This window comes from Sporomusa malonica (genome assembly GCF_900176355.1).
GTDB lineage: Bacteria > Bacillota > Negativicutes > Sporomusales > Sporomusaceae > Sporomusa > Sporomusa malonica.
The window spans coordinates 70,633-92,669 of record NZ_FWXI01000021.1; the positions used below are offsets into that span (position 1 = coordinate 70,633).

Below are 22,037 nucleotides of genomic sequence, written 5' to 3' on the forward strand. Positions count from 1 at the left end.
TGGAATAAAATTCCATAATTGCTAGGGGTGCCTACGGGCTGAGAGATGAAATCAGTATTTCATTAACCCTTAACCTGATCTGGATAATGCCAGCGTAGGGAAGCGACTTGAAGTAATAGGGAAAAGCCGCAGTCCTACAACAAAGGACCGCGGCTTAAATTATTTTCAAATGGAGGGAAAGGTATGAAAGGTAACTTTGTAGACAACATATCAACGATTGTAGCAAGCCCGACTACACTATTGACTCTGGGGGGAGTCATTCTGTTAGTCGTAGCGCTGCTGCGGATGAAGAAGGTTACATTCAACGCTAGGATGATGGCCCATATCGGACTTGCGCTTGCTCTGGCCGCCATCCTGCACGCATTTAAGCTATACCATATGCCTCAGGGGGGCAGCGTAACTCTTGGCAGTATGATTCCTATACTTCTTATGGCGTTTTTTTACGGCCCTGCGTTCGGGTATCTGACCGGGTTTTTATATGGTTTGATTAATTTGATCCAAGATCCCTATATCTTGCACCCGATACAGGTGTTGTTTGATTATCCGTTACCCTTTATGGCTTTAGGCTTAGCGGGATATTTCAAAGACCGGTATCTGGTGGGAACCGTCGTCGGTATTGTTGGCCGGTTTATATTCCATTATATTTCCGGTATCGTGTTTTTTGCCAGCTATGCGCCGCCCGGGGTATCGCCCTATCTATATTCATTCCTATTTAACGCAAGCTATCTAAGTATGGAATGCATTGTTTGCGTAGTCATCATGAGAATGCTGCCTATTAAACGAATTGAAATGACCATCAGGCAACAGGTGATAGTCAGCGATAACTTTAAAGATAACAAAGTTTAACTATAAGTCGTATATGTACTCGCTTTGTTGAAAAATATCTTGACAAAAATTACAGAGTTTGATAGCTTATAAATAATTTAAATAATTAGTTAAATGCGTTGAGAGGGAAAAAAACACTGCGTTATGACGCTTCAGAGAGCTGTTGGTTGCTGAGAAACAGCGCGCAAAGCAGTCGTGAAACTCACCCTGGAGCAGTCAACTGAAAGCTGAACCATTTCATGGTGGCTGAAGCGAGTAAGTGTGAACGGTTTTTCTCGCCGTTATCATGAGACGGCATTAGTCATTTGACAATGCCACAGAGTGGATATGTTTCATATCAACGAGAGTGGTACCACGGAAGTTCAAAGCTTTCGTCTCTTAGCAGAAATGCTCAGGGACGAAAGCTTTTTTGTTGCTGGGTATAGATCAGTAAGCAGGCCGATTATTAATGGTTTTACAAAAAAAAATTGTGAGGTGACTGCCATGAAACTTGCATTTTCTACCCTTGGTTGTCCCGATTTTAGTTGGACCGATATATATTCTATGGCCAAGGATTTTGGCTTTGACGGCATTGAAATTCGAGGATTGGGCAACGATACCGTTCACGCATATCCTTTCACCGCAACTCAGATCCCGCAAACAATCCAAAAACTCTCGGAACTGCGCCTCGAGATCCCTTGCCTTTCTTCCGGTTGCTGCTTAAAGTTTGCCGAAAAGGCGGAAGAAAACCATGAAGAAATTGTGCAGTATATTTTGCTAGCAGCCAAGCTTGGCACACCCTACGTCCGCATTCTGGCCGACCTTGCGGCGCAGCCTAACGGCGTGGTGGATGACAGGGTTGTACTTGACGCGTTAAAGCGCCTAGTTCCAATTGCCGAAGAAAAGGGCGTAACCTTGTTGGTGGAAACCAATGGGGTTTATTCCGATACTGCCCGCCTGAGCAGACTGCTTAATCAAGTGGCAAGCGACGCGGTAGCCGCTCTGTGGGATGTACATCATCCCTACCGTTTTGCCGGCGAGACCCCCGGACAGACAGTCCAAAATCTTGGTGCCTATATTAAATATGTGCATATTAAGGATTCCGTTGTGGAGGATAGCACAATCCGGTATCGCGTAATGGGCGAAGGAGATTTGCCGATTGACTACATGATGCTGGCGTTAAGCTCGATTAAATACGACGGCTATGTTTCGCTTGAATGGCTTAAGCGCTGGGCACCTGACCTTGATGATGCAGGCGTTGTTTTTCCAAATTTCGCAAATTACATGAGCCGTTTCATTGAAAAGAATACAGCGAAAGGCCGTTTGCTCGACAATAACGCCAAAACCGGCAAATATGTCTGGGAGAAAGATACGCTCATTGACTTGACCTTTCCCCAGGTGCTCGACCGTATGGTTAATGAGTTTCCCGATCAGTATGCTTTTCGGTATACCACAATGGATTATACCCGAACCTATTCGGAATTCCGGGACGATGTCGATACATTTGCCCGTGCTCTGATTGCACTGGGTGTCAGGCCGGGTGACCACGTTGCCATCTGGGCAACTAATGTCCCCCAGTGGTTCATTACCTTTTGGGCAACGACCAAGATTGGCGCTGTGCTTGTCACTGTAAACACAGCCTACAAGATTTATGAGGCGGAGTATCTCCTCCGTCAGTCGGATACGCATACGCTTGTGATGATAGACGGTTATAAGGATTCAGACTATGTTGGTATTATGAAAGAGCTTTGCCCGGAGCTTGAAACCGCCGAGGCGGATAAACCGCTGCGCATAAAACGTCTGCCTTTCCTACGCAATATAATTACGGTTGATTCAAGGCAGAAAGGTTGCCTGACATGGGCAGATGCCATAGCTATGTCTAATAAAGTCCCCATCGAAGAAGTTTATCGCCGCGAACGTTCCCTCAACAAACACGATGTGTGCAACATGCAGTATACCTCGGGGACCACCGGCTTTCCGAAGGGCGTCATGCTCACTCATTACAATGTTGTTAATAATGGAAAAAACATCGGCGACTGTATGGATCTTTCCACAGCCGACCGTATGATGATTCATGTGCCGATGTTTCACTGCTTTGGCATGGTGCTTGCTATGACTGCTTCTATGACGCATGGTGTCACCATGTCTCCGATGCCTTATTTCTCACCAAAGCTGTCGCTGGACTGCATCAATCGGGAGAAAATAACCTGCTTCCATGGAGTTCCCACCATGTTTATTGCGATGCTGGAGCATGAGGATTTTCCGAAGACAGATTTTTCTTATATGAGGACAGGCATTATGGCGGGCAGTCCTTGTCCTGTCAAGGTAATGCAGGATGTTGTGGACAAGATGAATATGACTCAGATTACAATTGTGTTCGGGCAGACCGAATCTGCACCCGGCTGCACCCAGAGCCGCGTGGATGATTCCGTTGAGTTGCGCGTTACCACCGTTGGGCGTTCGCTGCCCGGCGTTGAGTGCAAGATTGTGGATCCAGAAACCGGCAAAGATTTACCAGACAACGTGGATGGCGAGTTTGTAGCCCGCGGCTACAACATCATGAAGGGTTACTACAAAATGCCCGAAGCAACGGCAGCTGCCATTGATAAAGACGGATGGCTTCACACCGGCGACCTGGCAAGGTGTGATGAAAATGGATATTACAGAATTACCGGGCGCATCAAGGATATGATCATTCGGGGTGGTGAAAATATCTATCCCAAGGAAATCGAGGATTTTATCTATACCCATCCCAAAATCAAGGACGTTCAGGTAATCGGCGTGCCTGACAAGCAGTACGGCGAGGAAATTATGGCGTGCGTCATCCTCAAAGATGGGATGATAATAACTGCCGACGAGCTCAAGGATTATATCTGTTCCCATATGGCCAAACATAAAACTCCACGCTACATTGATTTCGTTACTGAATTCCCAATGAATGCTGCCGGAAAAATCATGAAGTATAAAATGCGCGAACAGGCCGTTCTAAAATTTGGCTTGTATGCTGACAGCCAAATTGAGACCGCTTGAAGATCGATTTGATGTGTTCCAATCGAGTATTACACTATCTCCAGGCTAAGCAAATTAATAAATTTTTCTGCTAGAACCGGATCAAACTGGGTTCCGGAACAGCGGCGAATTTCGGCAAGCGCGTCTTCGCTGGACATGGCCTTGCGGTAGGGCCTGTCACTCGTCATAGCATCATATGCGTCTACTATACTGAGAATACGGCACTGAATCGGGATTTCTTCTCCGCTAATGCCGAGCGGATAGCCTTTACCATTCCAATGCTCCTGGTGCTTCAATACCCAGTCGGCAATCGGCTCCAAGTCTGGAGATGATTTTGCAATTCTAAATCCAATCTCGCAGTGCTGCCGCATAATGTTCATTTCGTCTTCGGTTAGTTTGCCTGGCTTCTTCAGTATGCTGTCCGGAATGCCTACCTTGCCAATATCGTGAAACTTAGCGAATAGCCGCAAATCAGAAATGGTTCCTTTCGGCAACGACAAGTGCTGTCCCATCATTTCCATTAGTATACTCAAGCGGTCGGCATGACCTTCGGTGATATGGTCGCGGACCTCCAGCGCCTTCATTAGCGTCTGAACAATCGAACCACGAACACTTTGGCTCTGGTGCAGCTTCTGACGGTACATGTTGTTGTCGGCAGTTTTGAAGACGCTTTCAACATGCACAGTTTCTTCGCCTAGGGCCCAGCCAATTGACAGGCTGAGCGGCAGTTGGGGACTCTCATCATTATAGGCTTCCACTTGCAGCCGATAGTACTGCTCTAGTTCCTCCATCTGCTCCTTCGTTGAATCGAACAGTACCACTGCAAACTCGTCGCCACCAATACGGGCGACATAGTTCGGCGCTTTGATCCCGGCAGCCAAGAGGCCGGCAACCTGTTTTAGAAGATCGTCCCCCTGGCGGTGGCCCAGCGTGTCATTGATCAACTTCAAGCCGTCCACGTCGCAGACGAAGATACCGACATAACAGTATTTGCCCGCCTGCATCCGTATAATATCGGTTTCAAAATAAGCACGGTTATATACACCGGTCATTGCATCTCGCTGGCGGAGGTATTCCAAGCCCTCTTCCATCTGCTTACGCGACGTAATATCGCGCATCGATGCCAAACAACGGGTTTTGCCGTCTATTTCAACCGGTGTGGAACTGATTTCGAGAATCAAGCGCCTTCCCTCACGGTCATAGGTTTCCCGTTCATAAAGCGGCTGGGGCCCCTCCTTTACCGTAGCCCTGATAACCTGTAAAGCCGTTTCTTTATTGGCGGCAGTCGAAATTAAAGTGATCCCCTGCTCTTTGAATTCTTTTTCTGAATAGCCGAACCATTCCTGTAACCGGTAGTTAACTGCCAAGATTTCGCCTGTTTCCCCATCGTTAACAAGCAGACCGTCACCGACAGCGTTAAAAATATCTATCGCTGTCTTTTTGCTGCGAAGTAATTCGTCCATCTTCCTGACATTTTCCACGGCAATGGATGCCAATTCGGCAAATCGGGTCAACAGTTCCAGTTCCTTTTCTCCGAAATGATGGTTTTCGCTGGTAAAGGCCACCCCGATGACCCCAATGACTTTGTCTTCGCGTTTTAAAGGTACCTGCGCGAAGCAACGGACTTCATCCAGGGCAGGATGCAGCAGTCTGCTCGTCCAGGTATTGTAACTTCTGATTACAACAGGCTGACCAGTCCGGTATACCTGACCGATGATTCCAGTGTCAAGAGGCAGCTTGATACCCGCGTGGTCTTCAAACAATCCCAGCCCATCGAGCTCGTCCATGACCATCTCCTCTTCATTGAGCAGGGCAATATTGCCGTGCGGTGTACCGGCGCTCGCTGTTGCCCAGGTTATGACAGTCTTGAGCAACCAATCACGGTCGGTCTGGCTCATCAATTTTGCAGCTATTTCTCGCAATGCCTCGAGTACAGCGTTTTGACTAACAAGATCCTGATTCGCCTTGTCAAGCTCGCCATACTGAATTCGAAGCTCTTCCTCGGTGGCTATAAGTTCCTCATGGGTCGCGGTCAGTTTCTCAAAGCTTTCCTGTAGGCGCTGTTCAGCCAAGACTCTTTCGGTAATATCGACGGCTGCCCCTACGACTGCTATAACACGGCCATTATCATCAAATACGGGAATCAGGCGATTATTTAAATAAACTTCCCCCACCTTATGCTCAAAGAAGACGGCTTCTCCCTCTGCAGCTCGCCGGAATGCGTCAAGAATATCCGGAAAATCGGGATACATTTCGAAGACAGAGTGGCCAACCGCTTCACCGGCCTCCAAGCCGATTTTTTTTAATCCAAGGCCTTCAGACAGCATGAAATGCCCACCCAGATCTATAGCATAGAAAACAATAGGCGTATTCGCAACAAAAGTGCGAAGCCAGGTTTCATCCCGGCGCTGCTTTCGCGCCCTGGCAATAATATAACCAGCGGAAAAAAGGATAAACAGACTGACGCCGCCGGCAACGGCAAGATACACGTTGCGGCGCTGAACAAAAGGAGCCAAAGCTTGCTCTGATACGCCTACCTGGATAATCACCGGATAGTCAGGCATCGTGCGGTAACTGACCTCTAGCGTTTTGCCAAAGATACGACCGCGAGTAGAATAAAAACCTGCTGATGCGTTTTTTATTTGCAGGAAAAGGTCGGATCCAGTCATGTCTGCATCCAGCTCGGAGACATGATTACTTGCGCGAACTATGCCGTCAAGTCCGACTAAACGGATGGTATAATTCTCTGATAAATCCATTTCACGATAAAATTTCGTAAAATAATTGGGATCCATTGCGATAATCGCCACGCCGGCGAAACTACCATCCGGGTTGTTGATGCGTCGAGTCATATGTATGCTTACTTTTTGAGATGTCCGCCCGACAAAAGGTCTTCCAAGGTAAATCTCTCCCGGGTCAGCGGCAATATGGTAAACAAAATGAGGAACTGTGGCAATATTTACGCCTGCAGCATTTCCCAAAGTACTTACCACCAAATCACCAGCAGAGTTGACAATGCCGGCCGTGGCAATCGGATCGAGACGCAGTTGTTGAAACACGCGTTCTAACGTGGGGGAAAGTGTGTAACTCTGCTCATATTCGGCCTTCATGCTGTTTAAATAGAACTCGTTCGTTTTCAACACTCTGCGCACATGCTCTTCAAAGGCCCGAGTGAGTCTATCACCGTCTTGACGTATCATGTCGCTGGTGGCTTTACGATCATGGTCAATCTGCCACAAAGTGCCACTCCAGACGAAAACTAATAAAACAGCACAAAATAGAATTATGGACCTGTCGGGGATGATCCAATTCCGTAAATATTGACCGATCTTATCCATTAATAACGCCTCCATTGTTGCCTACTATCTTTAAACTTTAATTCGGCTCCCTAAATATGGATAGTACCGAAGCCAACATAATGTGACTCAACCGATTGTTTCCGATTATCAATTTAATTTTATCTTTTTCTACAAAATGCAACAAGAATCCTTCATCTACTTCATTATACAAAAAGGCTAAGGCACTCTCCTAACGGAGAATTCCTTAGCCTTTGGTCTTTCTAATGGGCTACTCTATAAGTTGATGGTTATAAGTCAAATTTTACATCCAGTCATAGCGACAGGAACAGCTAGGCTATCATGTATCTCTTCGTTATTTTCAATGTGTACCTGACTCCTGCATTTAGCAGTGGATCAGGGTATTAAGCGCAAGCAAATTGGGTTGATAATACTCTAAGTTTCAACTTTTTTTGTTTCGAGCAATAGCGGTGTTTTGCATACCATTATCTACTGATATAGCCCATAGGTATAGAGATGCTACTGAGCCATACGGGGAATATCGCTTTCTATATTTCTCGAATTTATCCTTTGTCAGCTCTCTTAAACCGTATAAATTCAGCATCCCTCGGCGGATTGCTAAGTCTCCGTAGCTCACAACGTCAGGTCGGCATAAGGAGAAAATCAATAACATTTCCGCTGTCCAAACGCCTACGCCGCTAAGAGCAGTCAGGTTGTTGATGATCTGAGCATCAGGCAGGGTATGCAAAGCACCAAAATCCACAACCCCTGTCAGAGCCGCTTCGGCAAGACCCATGATATAGCCTGCTTTTCTCGTACTCATACCGCAACCCTTTATGGCTTCCGCTCCGGCACCTGCTATGCCTTGTGGCGTTATATCGCCATCCAGCAATGTATTCATCCTCTGGCGCACGGTTTGCGCTGCCTTAGTAGATATTTGCTGGCTTAGAACACTGCCGACAAGCGCTGAAAATACATCTGGATTAACCTCACGCTCGATCATACCGATCTGGTCAATAGCAACGCCCAGTTTTTTATCTTTTCGTTTCAGGTACTCTATTTCCACTTGCCCATAGGTAAAAGAAGGCATAATTCTTATTTCCTCTCAAGCTCAAGTAAGATTTGCTTTATTCCCAGACCGCCGCGATAACCGGTTAAGGATCCATTTGCACCAATAACACGATGACAGGGAATAAAGACTGCCTAGTTTAATTATAATGGCAGTTGCAATAAAAATCTTCCTCAAAATTGCTGACCAACTTGAATTTCCAACAATACATCGCAGTGTATCCATGTTCCCGCTTTGGCCAGTTCTCTCATCTTATTAACGTCAAACATTAAATGAAAAAGTATGCTGAGATAAACCCTCTGAACATAGAGAGCCACCATCTGATATAATATAGTATATATACTGCTGATAAAACTTACTGGTGAGAAGGAGGCGTCCAGACATGAATATTACTGGAGAACAAAAACTGCTGGCCGTATTGGCACACCTGGCTTATTTGTTTGGAGGACTTGGTTTCATTATTGCTCCGCTGCTCATTTTCTTAGCAAAAAAAGATGACCCTTTCGTTTATGAACATGCCAAACAGGCCTTAGTTGCCCACTTGGTGATTTTGGCCGTTTCTGTAGCTACCGGCCTACTATGTGCCCTGCTAATTGGGCTGTTACTGCTACCAATCATAGCTGTTCTTTGGCTGCTGCTTTTGATAACCTCCATCATCGCCGCAGTTAAAGCAGCTGACGGCCAGGGTTATAAGTATCCAATAATTCAAGGACTTGTGAATAAAATATGATCACTAAGAAACCGGATGTCCAAAAGACATTCGGTTTCTTAGTGATCAAGTTATTCAGTTCTATTTTCTCTTACACCTTATGCTTACTGCATTCACGGCCTTCGCGGAATAGACCTTTTACTTTACTAATTAAGCAACGATGAAAACCAGCAAGCAGTAGAGTAGAGGCCTACCTCACGGCTGCCCCCCTCTCAGAACCGGACGGGCCCTATTAAGGCATCCGGCTCTTCCACAGCATTCACTTACAGTTAGCCATATATATTCACATAGATTCTTGCCTTAGCAAGTGGAAATCGCTTCTCGAGCTTTGCAAACCCATCCCAGTTCAGGCTCTTCTTTTGGCTCCTTCGATTGATAATCTTAAACAGGTTGTGCCGTACGACATACCGGAGCGCTTTGATTCGCTGGAGGTTATCAATAATACCGAAGACTTCTGGCCCATTGGCGTTCTACTTCCTGGTGTACCCAATCCAGCTTAGGTTTGCAGTGGTAAAGTGCAAAGTATTGCAACAACATTAGTAATCCACATGTTTTATCCGATACCATATACAATATATACAGTCATTAATGAATTATGTGCAAAATTCAAACAACTCTCAATAAATTAACTTGTCATTTACTAGATAGTTAGATTAAAAGTTCGATTTTAGCGCTACTGGACTAGATTTCTATAAGCCTACAGCTAATTGGAATGATTTTTGCATTGATGATCTTTATCAAAGTAAAATTGCAACATTGCAAAACTGAAGGGCAAAGTTAATACGTACATGTTGCAAAAACGGGGGTGGTAATCGGGAACTGCTGCTTATATATACCAAAAGTGCAATATATACGAGGGGGTATGTCCAATGAAATGGAAGAACTCATACACAGCGATGGCTGTCATTTGTTCAGTTTGGTTTTTGTGTCATATTGACCGCATGGTAATGGCGGTAACAATACCCTTTATTGCAACTGAGTTTGGTTTAAAACCGGTCGAAATGGGCGGAGTAATGAGCGCGTTTTTCCTTGGTTATTTTATAATGCAAATTCCCGGCGGATTCCTTGCGGATAAATATGGCCCCCGCAAAGTACTGGCTGGTGCTGTATTATGGTGGTCTGCCTTTACTGCAGTGACCGGCGCAGTATCAAATTTATCGCAGATGTTGGTGGCAAGGGTAATCTTCGGCGTTGGCGAAGGAGCTGCTCCTGCCGCTACTTGGAAAGCCAATGCCAACTGGCTTCCACTTAGTCAGCGTGGTATCGGATCCGGCTTGATGATGGCAGGTACTGTCCTTGCACCAGCCGTTACACCGTGGTTTATTGCGACTTTGATTACAACTTATGGCTGGCGTTCAGTTTACTACTTATTGTTTATTCCGGGTGCGCTCTTAGTTGCTTGGATTTGGTGGAAGTTACCGGATAATCCGGCGGATAAGCCTGGAATCAGCAAGGAAGAACTGGATGAATTGGTAGAAAAAGAATCGGATCTTGGCACTTCAATTACCAGTGGTGGTAATGTTACATTCTGGGAGATCATCAAAGAACAAACCGTGTATAAATCTTTCTTTATTTTACTATTTTCAAATATGGTAACATACGGTTTCGTTTCTTGGCTGCCGTCTTATCTCAAGTTATCACGCGGCTTAACAACAGCCCAATTGGGTTGGATTGCCTCAATCCCGTTTGTAGCGGGGGCAGCTGGCTTTTTACTCGCAGGTTGGATCGGTGATGGCCCAATGAAACATAACCGCAAACTTCCATTAGTCATTTCTCAATGGACTTCCTGTGCCACCTTATATATGACTTATTCAGCTCAGTCGCTCGATCAATTGATTATCTGGCAGACATTGACCGGCTTTTTCATCTTCTTTGCTACGGGCGCATTATACAATCTTCCTGTTAGCTCTATACCTAGAGAGATCACTGGCCGAGCCATGGGGTTTGTAAATATGGCAGGGCAAATTGCCGGCTTCCTTTCGCCGCTGATTGCTGGTTTTCTTATCCAATCCAGCAAGGGCGGCGCTAACTACGATGCAGCATTTCAGTATTTCATAATAGCGATGCTTTGTTCTTCTTTAGTTGCTTTGACATTCAAACAACGCAAACCAGATTTTGCAGCCGGGAAATCTACTAAATCAGCTTAAGTCTACAGTACACGAATCCCCGTATGGAGTAAATAAAGTGAAATGAGCAAAGACATAGTCTCTGCTCATTTCTTCTATTTGGCGCGAATTCTGCTATTAAATGAAGCTACACGTAATTAATATAACTTACAGAGGTATTATAGCATTTTGATAGCCTCATCATAAGCTTGCCTAATAGCAGTCAGCATATTCCCGGGCTTATATGCATCACCAATCACTGAAACTTTATCTGCTTTTCCTGTGAGTTCGGTGAGCAAATTAGTATCTGGGCTTGAGCCGAGGGCAACTACTACAGTATCCGCAGGAATGATATCCTGTCTATTAGCCTTCTCTATAACAACTCCACCGTGCTCTATAGCAACAACTTTACCTTGCTCCACCATTGTCACGCTGAGTTTTCTTAACGCTTCTATCATTGACCAACGTGTACTAGGGCCAATATCTTTGCCTATTCCTTTAGCCATTTCCACGATTGTTATCTGTTTACGGCCATGCGTCAGCAAACGGTACAATTCTTCTGGCGTCTCAGCTTGGTGCAACAAAAGATACCTCAAGGTTTGTGCATCAAGTGTGCCATCTTGGGCTAGTAGTAATGCAGTCTCTACACCTGTGGCCCCTCCACCCACAATGACAATTTTAGACCCTGTTTTTGTTTTATTGTTAAGTACATCCCTCGCCTGAATAACGACGGCACCCTTTTCCACGGGGAATGGGATAACGCTTGGACTTGCTCCTGAGGCAACCACTACCCGTTCAAAAATACCGCTGTTAACCGCCGCTATAACGTCATCGGCCGTAGCTACCTTATTACAGTAGATTTGAACTTTCAAACCCAGGCAAGCAGCAAGTAAATAATCTCTTAACCGGTGAATATCATGCCTTCCCGGTGGAGCGGCGGCTAGTAACATTTGTCCGCCGGGCTCTTTGTCAGCTTCCCAAATTGCAACTTGATGCCCGCGTGAAGCAGCAACTCTGGCGTATTCCAATCCCGCAACACCAGCACCAATTACCAATACTTTTTCAGCTAGAGTCGATTTTACCTCTGTCGGGAGTAAACCTTCCTCTAGGAGTTCGGCTTCTCTACCTGCCTCAGCATTAGAAAGACAACTAAGTGATTTACCGTAAAATATACTGTCCATACATCCCTGATTACAGGCGATGCAAGGGCGTATTGCAGCATATTGACCGATCTTCGCCTTATTTACTAACTCAGGATCAGCAACAAACCCCCTGGCGATACCAATAAAGTCAGCATCACCATTATCAACTAATTTTTCTGCCATTTGTACATGGATGCGGTTGCACGCGATAACAGGAATAGATACTACTTCTTTAATTTCCCTGCACAAATAGCTGAATGCACCGGGCGGTACCTCCATGGAAATTTGCGGAACATGAGTTTCATGCCAGCCGCCGGTCACATTAATTGCATCAACACCAGCCCTTTCCAGTGCAACGCAAATTTGCCGAGCCTCAGCATTGGTATTACTACCATCAATAAAGTCATTGCCGGCAACCCTAAACATAATAGGAAAGTCTGGTCCGGTAGCTTCTCGAATTGCAGCAATGACCTCCAGGGCAAAAGTCATCCGGCCTTGGAGATCACCACCATATTTATCTTTCCGCAAGTTCGTAGTTGAAGATAAGAATTGGGATATTAAATACCCAGCACTGCCAGCAATTTCAACTCCATCAAAATTTGCTTCTTGTGCACGTCTGGCTGCAGCGGCAAAGAAAGCAATAATATCATTAATTTCCTGATGATTAAGTTCTCTTGGAGTTTCACCGCTAAAGCGGGAATATACGGGTGATGGGGCAACGGGCTGCTGCCCGCTATATTCTCTTGGACGCTGATATCGACCGCCATGCCACAGCTGAGGGAAAACCTTAGCTCCCTCAGCGTGCACTGCATCAGTCAACCGCCGCAAACCCTGTATAAAGCAATCATCATACATCTGTATCATGTTATGCTGATTCACCCGCCAAGGGTCAATCCCTACCGCCCCAACAACGATGAGTCCAACACCACCACGTGCCCGCAGACGGTAGAATTCTACCAGCCTGTCAGTAACTTCGCCACCTGGGCAGTAGGCCAGATGCAGGGGAGTCATAATAAAACGGTTTCTAATCACTACATTCCCAATTATACCAGGAGAATACAGCTTCGACATACTTGTTATCCTTTACTCTTTAAACATTACTTATAATTTTTCAAATACACCTGCAGCACCCATACCGCCACCAATACACATGCTGACCAAACCATACTTGCCATCATTACGGCCCAACTCATTAATTAGTTCAACTGTCAGTTTAGCACCAGTACAGCCTAACGGATGACCTACAGCAATAGCACCACCATTGGGATTAACCTTGGTTTGATCCATATCCAATTTTCTCATACAGTATAGAGCCTGAGCCGCAAACGCTTCATTCAACAAAATTATGTCCATTTTATCAAGAGTGAGTCCCGCCCGTTTCATAGCCTTAGGTATGGCGACAACTGGTCCGATACCCATTTCATCCGGGTTAACACCGCCTACGGCAAATGAACGCAATACTGCCAGCGGTTTAAGACCTAACTGCTCCGCCCGCTTAGCTGACATGATCATTACAGCTGCAGCGCCGTCGGTAATTTGTGAAGAGTTACCAGCGGTAACAGATCCTTTTGCATGGAATACAGGCTTCAGCTTAGCCAAATCTTCCATAGTTGCGCTTGCTCGTACACCTTCATCATCCTTGCATATTCCTGCTTCCTCAATAATTCTACCATTAACATACTTCCGGTTCACGAAAGGCACAGGTACGATTTCATCTGTAAACTTACCTTCTTCAATGGCCTTAGCTGCTTTATGATGGCTTGCAAGAGCGAGAGTATCCTGATCCTCGCGGCTTATGCCATAGCGATTAGCTACGTTTTCGGCTGTTTGGCCCATAGCTATATACACCTCAGAATGTTGCATAAGCTCTGGGTTTGGAGCCGGTTGAAGACCTCCCATTTGCACCATACTCATCGACTCGACACCACCGCCAATCGCGACGTCGCCCCAACCAAGCATAACTTGTTCTGTCGCTAAAGCAATGGCTTGAAGACCAGCTGAGCAGAACCTGTTTAGTGTCATTCCGGATACACTCATCGGCAGGCCTGCATGTAATGCCAAATTACGTGCAATATTGAGGCCTTGTGCACCTTCGCCGAATGCACACCCCATAATGACGTCTTCAATTTCATTAGGATCAACAACCGGTGCTCTTCTAAGCAAATCTTTTACTACTATAGCCCCTAAACTTTCTGGTCTAACATCCTTCAAAGAGCCCTTATATCCTTTGCCAAGTGGTGTTCTTGCTGCCGCCACTATTACTGCTTCTTGCATTTATTTCTCCTCCTCATCAATACCTTTTAGACTACCGACTATTTTTAGTTAACAAGCGGCTTGCCTTTTTCAAGCATGTGCTCAATCCGCTCTTTGGTCTTGGTTTCTCTAACGAGCTCCAAGAATACCTCAAGTTCCAATTCCATCAGGTATTGTTCATCAACAATCGTCTTGTTAGGAGCGTTACCGCCAGTCATGATGTAGGCCAATTTATTTCCGATGTGGGCGCTATATTCAGTAATGAATCCTGCTTTTTTCATAAAGTCGGTAGTCATTAGAAGTGAACCATAACCAATGCTGCCTGTTACCTTGATTCCTTTAGGAGTAGGTGGAACATAGCCCATCTTGCTCATATGGAGCACTTCATCCTTGGCTTCCTTGATTAAACCCTCTTTATTCATGGAAATACCATCGGTATCCCTAAAGTAGCCCATGGCTTTAGCTGCATAAGCGTTTTTGTACACTGTGGCCATCAGCAGCTTTTCGTGAGCTTTCTTTAACATTGGCAATGGATCTACAGCAATATCCTCAGGCAACTTTTCCATGGTACGCGTAACTATTTCCTTCACACCACCGCTGCCTGGAATCAAACCAACTTGCGCTTCAACTAGGCCGATATTCAGATCTGCTAGAGCCCTAACGCGTGGACTGGAAAGAAGGATTTCAGCTCCCCCGCCGAAGGCCATACCGTGTGCAGCAGCAACAACTGGTTTTGGCGAGTATTTCAATTTTAAGAACGCTTTATGAACGGCCCTGATATCTGTTTCGATCGCTTGCCATTCCTGGCCCTCGATTTGTTTATAGAATGTTTTTAAGTTGGCTCCAACACAGAAGTTTTTACCTTGATGACCGATTACAAGACCAGCCCAATTTTTCTCTACTTCATCAATACTATATTCCAGCATTTCGGCCAGATCCTCGCCAGCCACGTCGTTACGGCTATGGAATTCCAGACAGGCAACACCATCTCCTAAGTCTATAAGGCTTGAGTCCTTGCCAACTTTAATTGGCGTTGCTTTGCGACTGATATCTTTAAGAATGATGGCTCCTGGATTAGCCTGCATTAGTTTATGCTTAACTTCAAACGGGTCGAAGCAAGTTAAACCGTCTTCAGTTTCAGTATAGAAGGAGTCTCTGCCAGAGGCTAACAGTTCTTTCACAATTACCGGAATCTGTACTCCTTCACTTTCCATGCGCTCAGCAACTTTTTTTACTCCTAGAGCATCCCAAATTTCGAATGGTCCAAGAACCCAGTTATAGCCCCATTTTAGCGCATTGTCAATATCTGTCAGGTTATAAGCAATATCTTTAGCGTTATTGGCTGCATATAACAAGGTCTCTTTGGTTAGGCGCCAAGCAAGTTGTCCGGCGGCATCGTCGGCAAATACTAGCGCTGCCATTTTCTCTTTGATATCACGCTTTTGTGCAGCTAACTCAAGTGAGGCAAAGCTAACCGGCTGTTGTGGGCGATATTCCATTTTGGTGTAATCAAGTGCAAGAATTTCCTTCTGGGCACCATTCTTAACTCTCTTATAGAAGCCTTGTCCGCTTTTATCGCCACGCATATCGTGTTGTACCATTTTCTGTAAAAGATCAGGTACAGTGAAGGCTTCTTGGTCCGCTTTATCTGTAAATACTTTCTGAAGACTTTCGGATAAAAGAACAGTAAGATCATGGCCAGCCATATCATTGGTACGAAGGGTTGCGCTCTTTGGACGTCCCATCGGAATACCAGTGACAGCATCTATTTCCTCTACTGTCATGTTAAGGTCTACCATCGCCCGCATTCCGCCCCACATGGCGGCCATACCAATGCGATTGGCAATAAAACAAGGTTCATCCTTAGCTACTACTACACCCTTGCCTAATACACGACGGCTGAAGTCTTTTATGAATTCCGAAATTTCAGGCAAAGTATCATCACCAGGAATAATTTCAAGAAGTTTCATAATGGTTGGTGGATTAAAGAAGTGCGTTCCCAAAAAGCGCTGCCTAAAGGAAAGTGATAAGTCCTTAACCATTTCATTAATCGATGTGCTTGATGTATTGGAACTGATTATGGCCTGCGGTTTACATACTTCGCTAATTCTTTTGAACAAAGCCTGCTTAATATCTAGCCGTTCAATAACTACTTCGATGATCCAGTCGACTGCCTTTAACCGATCGAAATCGTCTTCAAGGTTACCTACACTTATTAGCTTGGCATTATTCGCTGCCAAGAAAACCGGCGGTTTTGATTTTTCCAGCCGTTGTTTAGCTCCCACCACAATCCTGTCGCGTACTACCTTGCTTTCAAGTGTTAAGCCTTTTTTCTGTTCCTCAGCTGTCAATTCCGATGGTACAATATCTAGCAGGTCAACTTTAAGACCTGCATTGGCTAGATGGGCGGCAATACCTGCCCCCATGACTCCAGAGCCAATAACAGCTACCTTTGTTATGCTTCTCATTAAACACCCTCCCAATATTCAACATCATTAAGCGAAATGTCGCTTATATGTAGTTATTAATTATAGACTGTTACGGGATTGGAAGACTTTCGCTACCACGCCCGGCAGTTCCTGAAAAATCTCAGGGGCCATAGTTTTTACATTTCTGATAATGGGCCTAAAATCCATAAGTTCTAAAACGTCCTTGTCAAGATCAATCCCAGGAGCGATCTCAATCAATTCCACACCTTCTGGCGTAAGTTCAAATACAGCCCTTTCGGTTACATACATAACATTCTGGCCAACGCTTACAGCATACTTGCCGCTAAAGGTTACTTGCTCTACATCGGCTAAAAACTTCTTGCTTCTTCCTTCTTGTACGATATTCAGCTTCCTGTCGGCAATTTGCTCCTTAAGTCCACCAGCTGTGAACGTACCACAGAAGACTACCTTTTTAGCATTCTGGGTTATATCAATAAATCCGCCGCAGCCAATGGGCTCGCCATTGACCTGGCTAACATTTACATTTCCATGACGATCAACCTGTGCAATCCCCAAAATGGCCACATCGATTCCACCGCCATTAAAAAAGTCAAATTGGTGTCCCATTTCAATGATAGCATCAGCGTTATAGCAACAACCAAAATCATGCATGCCTGCCGGTAAACCACCAACGCCACCAGCCTCAGTTGTCATATGCAAATTATGACTAATCCCCTCTTCCGCAGTTACAGCAGAAGCAACCTCGGGAATTCCAACTCCAATATTAATGACCGCACCTGGAAATAGCTCCATATCTGCTCTTCTGGCGATTACTTTACGTTCGTCCAGCGGCGCCGCCTTGATGCTATCAAGAGGGACTTTTATATCACCACAAAAGACGGGATTAAAATATGTCTGTCCAGTCTGCCAATGGTTCTCAGACTTAGCAACAACCACATAATCCACCATAATCCCCGGAACCTTCACTTCTTTCGGATGTAATGTTCCTGCCTTGACAACTTGTTCCACCTGAGCAATTACAATACCACCACATGCTTTAGCAGCTTGCGCTACCGATAGTTGCTCTAAAAAATAACTTTCCCGGTATAACGAGATATTGCCATTCTCGTCGGCCACTGAACCCCGGATAATTGCAATATCAAACTTTGGCGCCTTATAGTAAAGCCACTCCTCGTTTTCCAATTGTATGACTTCCACAAGATCTTCGCATTCTCTGGTTCTTGCATTAAGCTTGCCGCCCTCAAGTCGTGGATCAACAAAAGTACCTAACCCAACTTTCGAAATTATCCCCGGTCGCCGGGCAGCCACATTGCGCGGCAAGGTAGTTACAATGCCCTGAGGAAAGTTGTAAGCCTCGACTTTATTCTCCTTAACTAGCTTCTCTAAGGCTGGCCCACAGCCCTTATAATGACCGCCAACAGTTCTCTTAAGCAGCCCTTCATGAGATAAATGCGCAAAACCACGGTCGCGACGATTACCAATACCTGATGGATAATAAATGGTTAAATCACGTGGATAACCAGTCTCAAGGAAACTTTTCTCAATTTCCAGCGCTACTTCTTCGGCAAAGCCACCCAAGGTAATGCCCGGCGTATAAATTGTGGAACCATCTTTAATATACTTTATTACTTGCTCAGCACTGATAAATTTTGCCATTTCCTCACTCCTTCTTAATTTGTTCCGAATAACAATTAACATTTATTGCAAAACTCATGCCAGTTACCCTTCAAATCTAAAAGTCCTTGAAAAAATCACGCTATTAAGCTTGCATGTAAATCTACGCTATCCTCTTCCTAATCATATTGTATAAAATAGATATACCTATCGAAACCAGCAATTGGATATTTGTATATATAAGAAACACTTCTATTGAAGTAGTACTTCCCTATAGATCGCATGCACACTTATCGCCAAAATTCTATGTCATCCTTTTAGTGCAGTATTACCGCAAGAACTGAATACTCGAAAATATATCAGGGTCTTTTAGTGCTGACAGGACGAGGAAGAATGTTCCAATGTATATTGGTACACTCTTCCTCTATATTTACCGGCATGATGCTTTAAACTTGTTCTCCCCTTTTATCTCTGTATATAATTTAAACAAGTCGCAAATCTCGCTCAACTAGTTACGATGAAGAAAACCCGGCTTGCGCCGAGCCTTAGCGGAAGCCGATGATGACCGATTGATTTAATAGTCATACCAGCCCTTCCCGACCTTTTTCCCTAATCGGCCGGCCGCAACCAGTTGTTTAAGCGATAACGGCGGATTCCACTTAGCTCCAAGCTCGCTATGATAATATTCCAGACCACTTATCAATACATCGAGCCCGATAATATCGGCTAGCTCAAATGGACCGATTGGTAGATAGGTGGACTTCATAGCTAAATCAATGTCTTCTTTAGAGGCTAAACCTTCCTCATACGCTTTGAAGGCTTCGAGGAAGAGCGGAGTGTAAATCCGATTCGCGATAAAACCCGGTGAATCTTTTTTTACTTCAATAAAGATTTTCCCCATCTTCTCGGCAATAGCTTTGGCCAATGCAACCGTTTGGTCGCTGGTGTAATAGCCCCGGGTTAATTCAACGAGTTTAGCGGGCGGTAGGAAAAAATGCATTCCCGCAACCTGCTCAGGACGCTTTGTGGCAGCCGCAATAGCGGTAATTGAGAATGTTGATGTATTAGAAACAAAAACCGCTTCAGGTTTACACAATTCATCAAGTTTGGCGAATAGTTCATTTTTTATGTTTAATGACTCTGCGATAGTCTCAATAACAAAATCTACCACATCAAATTTCTCAAATGTACTTGTGAATTGAATCCTTTCCAAGACGGCTGCACTTTCTTCGGCAGTCAAAGTATTTTTTTGCACCAATTTCGTTAATTGGCTTTCAATAATACTTTGAGCTTTCACCAAAGTCGCTGGAGTTCTATTTTGTAATGCAACTTGATATCCGGCTATGGCAGCGGTAAGCGCGATTCCGTGTCCCATTTTTCCGGCCCCAACTATTCCAATAATCTTGTTCTCCATAATCTAAACCTCCTAAGTAAATTATTACCGGTTACAATTAGTAACGCCAGAACGCTATTTCACCTCAGTTTACTAATTCAACCATTTGACTTATCTAGTATGCAAAAACTGTGCCAATGGTCGCAAGGTATATATCGTCCCATTCGAATTATTTATTATTTTTCTGATAATTGTACGAATAGTTCAGCAGACTCTGTCGTCTGCTTCTTCCAGTATGAACTTGCGAGGAAAACCAGACCAATTCCTACTAAGTTAAATACACCGGCAGTGACAAATGCCTGAACATAACTGCCGGTGGCAATCTTAAGAAGGGCTGCCAAGCGAGGTCCCACAAAAGCCCCAGCCCCTACCATAAGAAACATAATCCCAAAATTCACCGCTAAGGACCTTTCCCCAAACATATCTGCCAGCAACGGCGCTATTATTGAAAAGAAGCCTCCATAGCACAGCCCGACAATCATCACCATACTTGCAAAGGCAAAATAACTGGAAACCTGCGTCATACCGATCATTGCTATAACCAGCAATACCAGCAGTATATTAATAACCTTAAACCGTCCCAACTTATCCGAAATCCAGCCCCATACCATCCTGCCTGAAGTATTCGCTATTGCCAGTAACACCACAACTCCTGATGCGGCCTTAGCCGATATACCCAACATGTCCTGGGCGATAGGTGATACATGGCCGAAGAACATCATGGACGAGGTTGCAGCAGAAAAAAAAGCGCCTCCAATCATATAGAACAACGGACTTCTAAGCATATCCTTCCAGTCCAAATCCTGAACAGTTGTCACTGTGTCAGCAATTTCAGTTGCCCCCGTCCGTGCAGACGCATCATCCTTCCTGGTGTGAGGATAATATCCCGCCGGTGCAGTTTCAACCAACCAAGCCGCAAAAACAATTGTTACCATAAACACAATTCCCATCAACTTAAACGTTGTGGGAACCCCTAAAGTTTCCGTCAAAATTGCGCCTACCGGCGCCCAGATTACTGCCCCCAAACTTGCGCCGCCTGTAAGCAAACCAGAGGCTAACCCACGTTTATCAGGGAAAAATTTAACGATATTACTAACTGTTCCAGAGGGATACACTAACGTCAGCCCTAGTCCAGTTACCATTGAAAAAATATATAGTTGGGTTAGCGATGTGGTAGAACTGAGAGCCAGGAGGCCGCCACCTAACAAAACTCCACCTGCTATAAGAATCATACGAGACTGTACGCGTTCTTGGAGCTTGCCTACAAACATCGGCAAGCATGCACCAACGGTGGTCATAATGGTAAAGGAAAGCGACGCATCTGCAATAGTCCACTGAAAGTGGTCGGCAATCGGTTTAACGAACACACTCCAAGCATAAATAATGCCGGCACAAATATTACAGATAATACACAGGCCTAGATATAACCATCGTTTAGATTCATAGTTCACGATAAAATTCCTCCTTTTTTATACGTAAGAGCCTTCAATGAGACTATATATGTTCATTGAAGGCTCCTATTTGTTTACTATTAGTTTAAGGCTTCAGATCCTTGTCTTACTATTTCTTTTCTACCTGAGTCTTCTTAAACTTGTCAAGCATTGCTCTCGGAGTTACTGTTGGGCGTTCTATACGGGGGAACTCGGCACCCTCAAAGCCAGCGAGATATTTAGCAAGATTTTTCAGTGGCTCAAGATCGTAACGGCTCATCATGGTAATGGTCTCCATAAGCGGAGATCCACCGCCGTGTACGCCGGCAACAGCCTGTGCAGCCTCAAAGGAATCGCAGAGTTTATCCTCCATCATACGCATAACCCTGTGCGTCTCTTCGGCTGTATATGCGGGGTTTCTCATAATGTACTTGTTGCAAAGCTCGGCTGTCTCAGGCTCATAGAAGGATTCTTCTGTTGGGAGTGAGGCGCAAATACCGCCTGTCAAGTCTGCCAATGTCTCATATTCATGATAAATTTTTTGACCTGCCAGTTTACGTCCGGCATTGGTCAGAATCTCGTCTGGTACCCAGGAACCATTGGGGAACTCTACTGCGCGAAGTGCTGATGATTGACCTGCTGCGTATACAAGCTCGGCCGTGCTGATGATTTCGCAGAGCTTCTCACGAACGTGATGTTCCTGGGCGATATCATTTACATCGGCAACCAGAGCTGCCTGAGCTGCAATTACCTCGGAAACTGC

14 protein-coding genes, 1 pseudogene, 1 riboswitch and 1 other annotated feature are annotated in these 22,037 nt (G+C 45.1%); of the genes and pseudogenes, 5 read left to right on the forward strand and 10 right to left on the reverse strand.

Annotation, left to right across the window (positions count from 1 at the left end; all coding sequences use genetic code 11):
- Positions 1 to 13: 13 nt before the first annotated feature.
- Positions 14 to 118: riboswitch (TPP riboswitch) on the forward strand.
- A 65-nt stretch (positions 119 to 183) separates the two neighbouring features.
- Positions 184 to 846, forward strand: coding sequence for an energy-coupled thiamine transporter ThiT (gene thiT / locus B9A22_RS19570; RefSeq protein ID WP_084577624.1), 663 nt, complete (start codon positions 184 to 186; stop codon positions 844 to 846).
- Positions 847 to 935: 89 nt separating this feature from the next.
- Positions 936 to 1,207 (forward strand) — a binding site (T-box leader).
- 5 nt (positions 1,208 to 1,212) lie between these two features.
- Positions 1,213 to 3,834: an AMP-binding protein gene (locus tag B9A22_RS19575; protein WP_245824070.1), complete on the forward strand. Its 2,622-nt coding sequence runs from the start codon at positions 1,213 to 1,215 to the stop codon at positions 3,832 to 3,834.
- Positions 3,835 to 3,863: 29 nt separating this feature from the next.
- On the opposite strand, the gene B9A22_RS19580 is transcribed toward B9A22_RS19575, so the two are convergent.
- The 3 genes and pseudogenes from B9A22_RS19580 to B9A22_RS19590 form a co-directional block, all read right to left on the reverse strand.
- Entirely contained in the window at positions 3,864 to 7,151 is a 3,288-nt protein-coding gene (locus tag B9A22_RS19580) for an HD domain-containing phosphohydrolase (protein ID WP_176215615.1), read from the reverse strand.
- A gap of 400 nt (positions 7,152 to 7,551) precedes the next feature.
- Complete coding sequence (locus B9A22_RS19585; RefSeq protein ID WP_084577626.1) at positions 7,552 to 8,199, reverse strand: DNA-3-methyladenine glycosylase family protein; 648 nt, start codon at positions 8,197 to 8,199, stop codon at positions 7,552 to 7,554.
- A 5-nt stretch (positions 8,200 to 8,204) separates the two neighbouring features.
- Positions 8,205 to 8,309: pseudogene (locus B9A22_RS19590) on the reverse strand (MGMT family protein); the annotation flags it as partial.
- Between the two features lie 251 nt (positions 8,310 to 8,560).
- Here B9A22_RS19590 and B9A22_RS19595 point away from each other — a divergent pair.
- The 3 genes from B9A22_RS19595 to B9A22_RS19600 all read left to right on the forward strand — a co-directional run bounded on the left by B9A22_RS19595 (position 8,561) and on the right by B9A22_RS19600 (position 11,034).
- Positions 8,561 to 8,908 carry a DUF4870 domain-containing protein gene (locus B9A22_RS19595; RefSeq protein WP_084577627.1) on the forward strand — a complete coding sequence of 116 codons (348 nt, stop codon included), beginning with the start codon at positions 8,561 to 8,563 and terminating at the stop codon, positions 8,906 to 8,908.
- 338 nt (positions 8,909 to 9,246) lie between these two features.
- A complete protein-coding gene (locus B9A22_RS25600; protein WP_176215616.1) occupies positions 9,247 to 9,387 on the forward strand; it encodes a hypothetical protein in 141 nt (46 codons plus the stop codon).
- A 369-nt stretch (positions 9,388 to 9,756) separates the two neighbouring features.
- On the forward strand, positions 9,757 to 11,034 hold the full coding sequence (locus tag B9A22_RS19600; RefSeq protein ID WP_084577628.1) for an MFS transporter: 1,278 nt from the start codon (positions 9,757 to 9,759) through the stop codon (positions 11,032 to 11,034).
- A gap of 137 nt (positions 11,035 to 11,171) precedes the next feature.
- Here B9A22_RS19600 and B9A22_RS19605 read toward each other — a convergent pair whose 3' ends face one another.
- The 7 genes from B9A22_RS19605 to B9A22_RS19635 form a co-directional block, all read right to left on the reverse strand.
- Positions 11,172 to 13,205 (reverse strand): oxidoreductase, encoded by a 2,034-nt coding sequence (locus tag B9A22_RS19605; RefSeq protein WP_176215617.1) that lies wholly within the window; start codon positions 13,203 to 13,205, stop codon positions 11,172 to 11,174.
- Between the two features lie 30 nt (positions 13,206 to 13,235).
- Positions 13,236 to 14,408, reverse strand: a complete 1,173-nt coding sequence (locus tag B9A22_RS19610) for a thiolase family protein (RefSeq protein WP_084577630.1) — start codon at positions 14,406 to 14,408, stop codon at positions 13,236 to 13,238.
- A 44-nt stretch (positions 14,409 to 14,452) separates the two neighbouring features.
- Positions 14,453 to 16,855: a 3-hydroxyacyl-CoA dehydrogenase/enoyl-CoA hydratase family protein gene (locus B9A22_RS19615; protein WP_084577631.1), complete on the reverse strand. Its 2,403-nt coding sequence runs from the start codon at positions 16,853 to 16,855 to the stop codon at positions 14,453 to 14,455.
- Positions 16,856 to 16,915: 60 nt separating this feature from the next.
- Positions 16,916 to 18,493: an acyl CoA:acetate/3-ketoacid CoA transferase gene (locus B9A22_RS19620; protein WP_084577632.1), complete on the reverse strand. Its 1,578-nt coding sequence runs from the start codon at positions 18,491 to 18,493 to the stop codon at positions 16,916 to 16,918.
- Between the two features lie 532 nt (positions 18,494 to 19,025).
- Positions 19,026 to 19,865 (reverse strand): 3-hydroxyacyl-CoA dehydrogenase family protein, encoded by an 840-nt coding sequence (locus B9A22_RS19625; protein ID WP_084577633.1) that lies wholly within the window; start codon positions 19,863 to 19,865, stop codon positions 19,026 to 19,028.
- Positions 19,866 to 20,020: 155 nt separating this feature from the next.
- Entirely contained in the window at positions 20,021 to 21,295 is a 1,275-nt protein-coding gene (locus B9A22_RS19630) for an L-lactate MFS transporter (RefSeq protein ID WP_176215618.1), read from the reverse strand.
- Positions 21,296 to 21,404: 109 nt separating this feature from the next.
- On the reverse strand, positions 21,405 to 22,037 hold a 633-nt coding region (locus B9A22_RS19635), incomplete at its 5' end, for a 4-hydroxyphenylacetate 3-hydroxylase C-terminal domain-containing protein (RefSeq protein ID WP_217805998.1).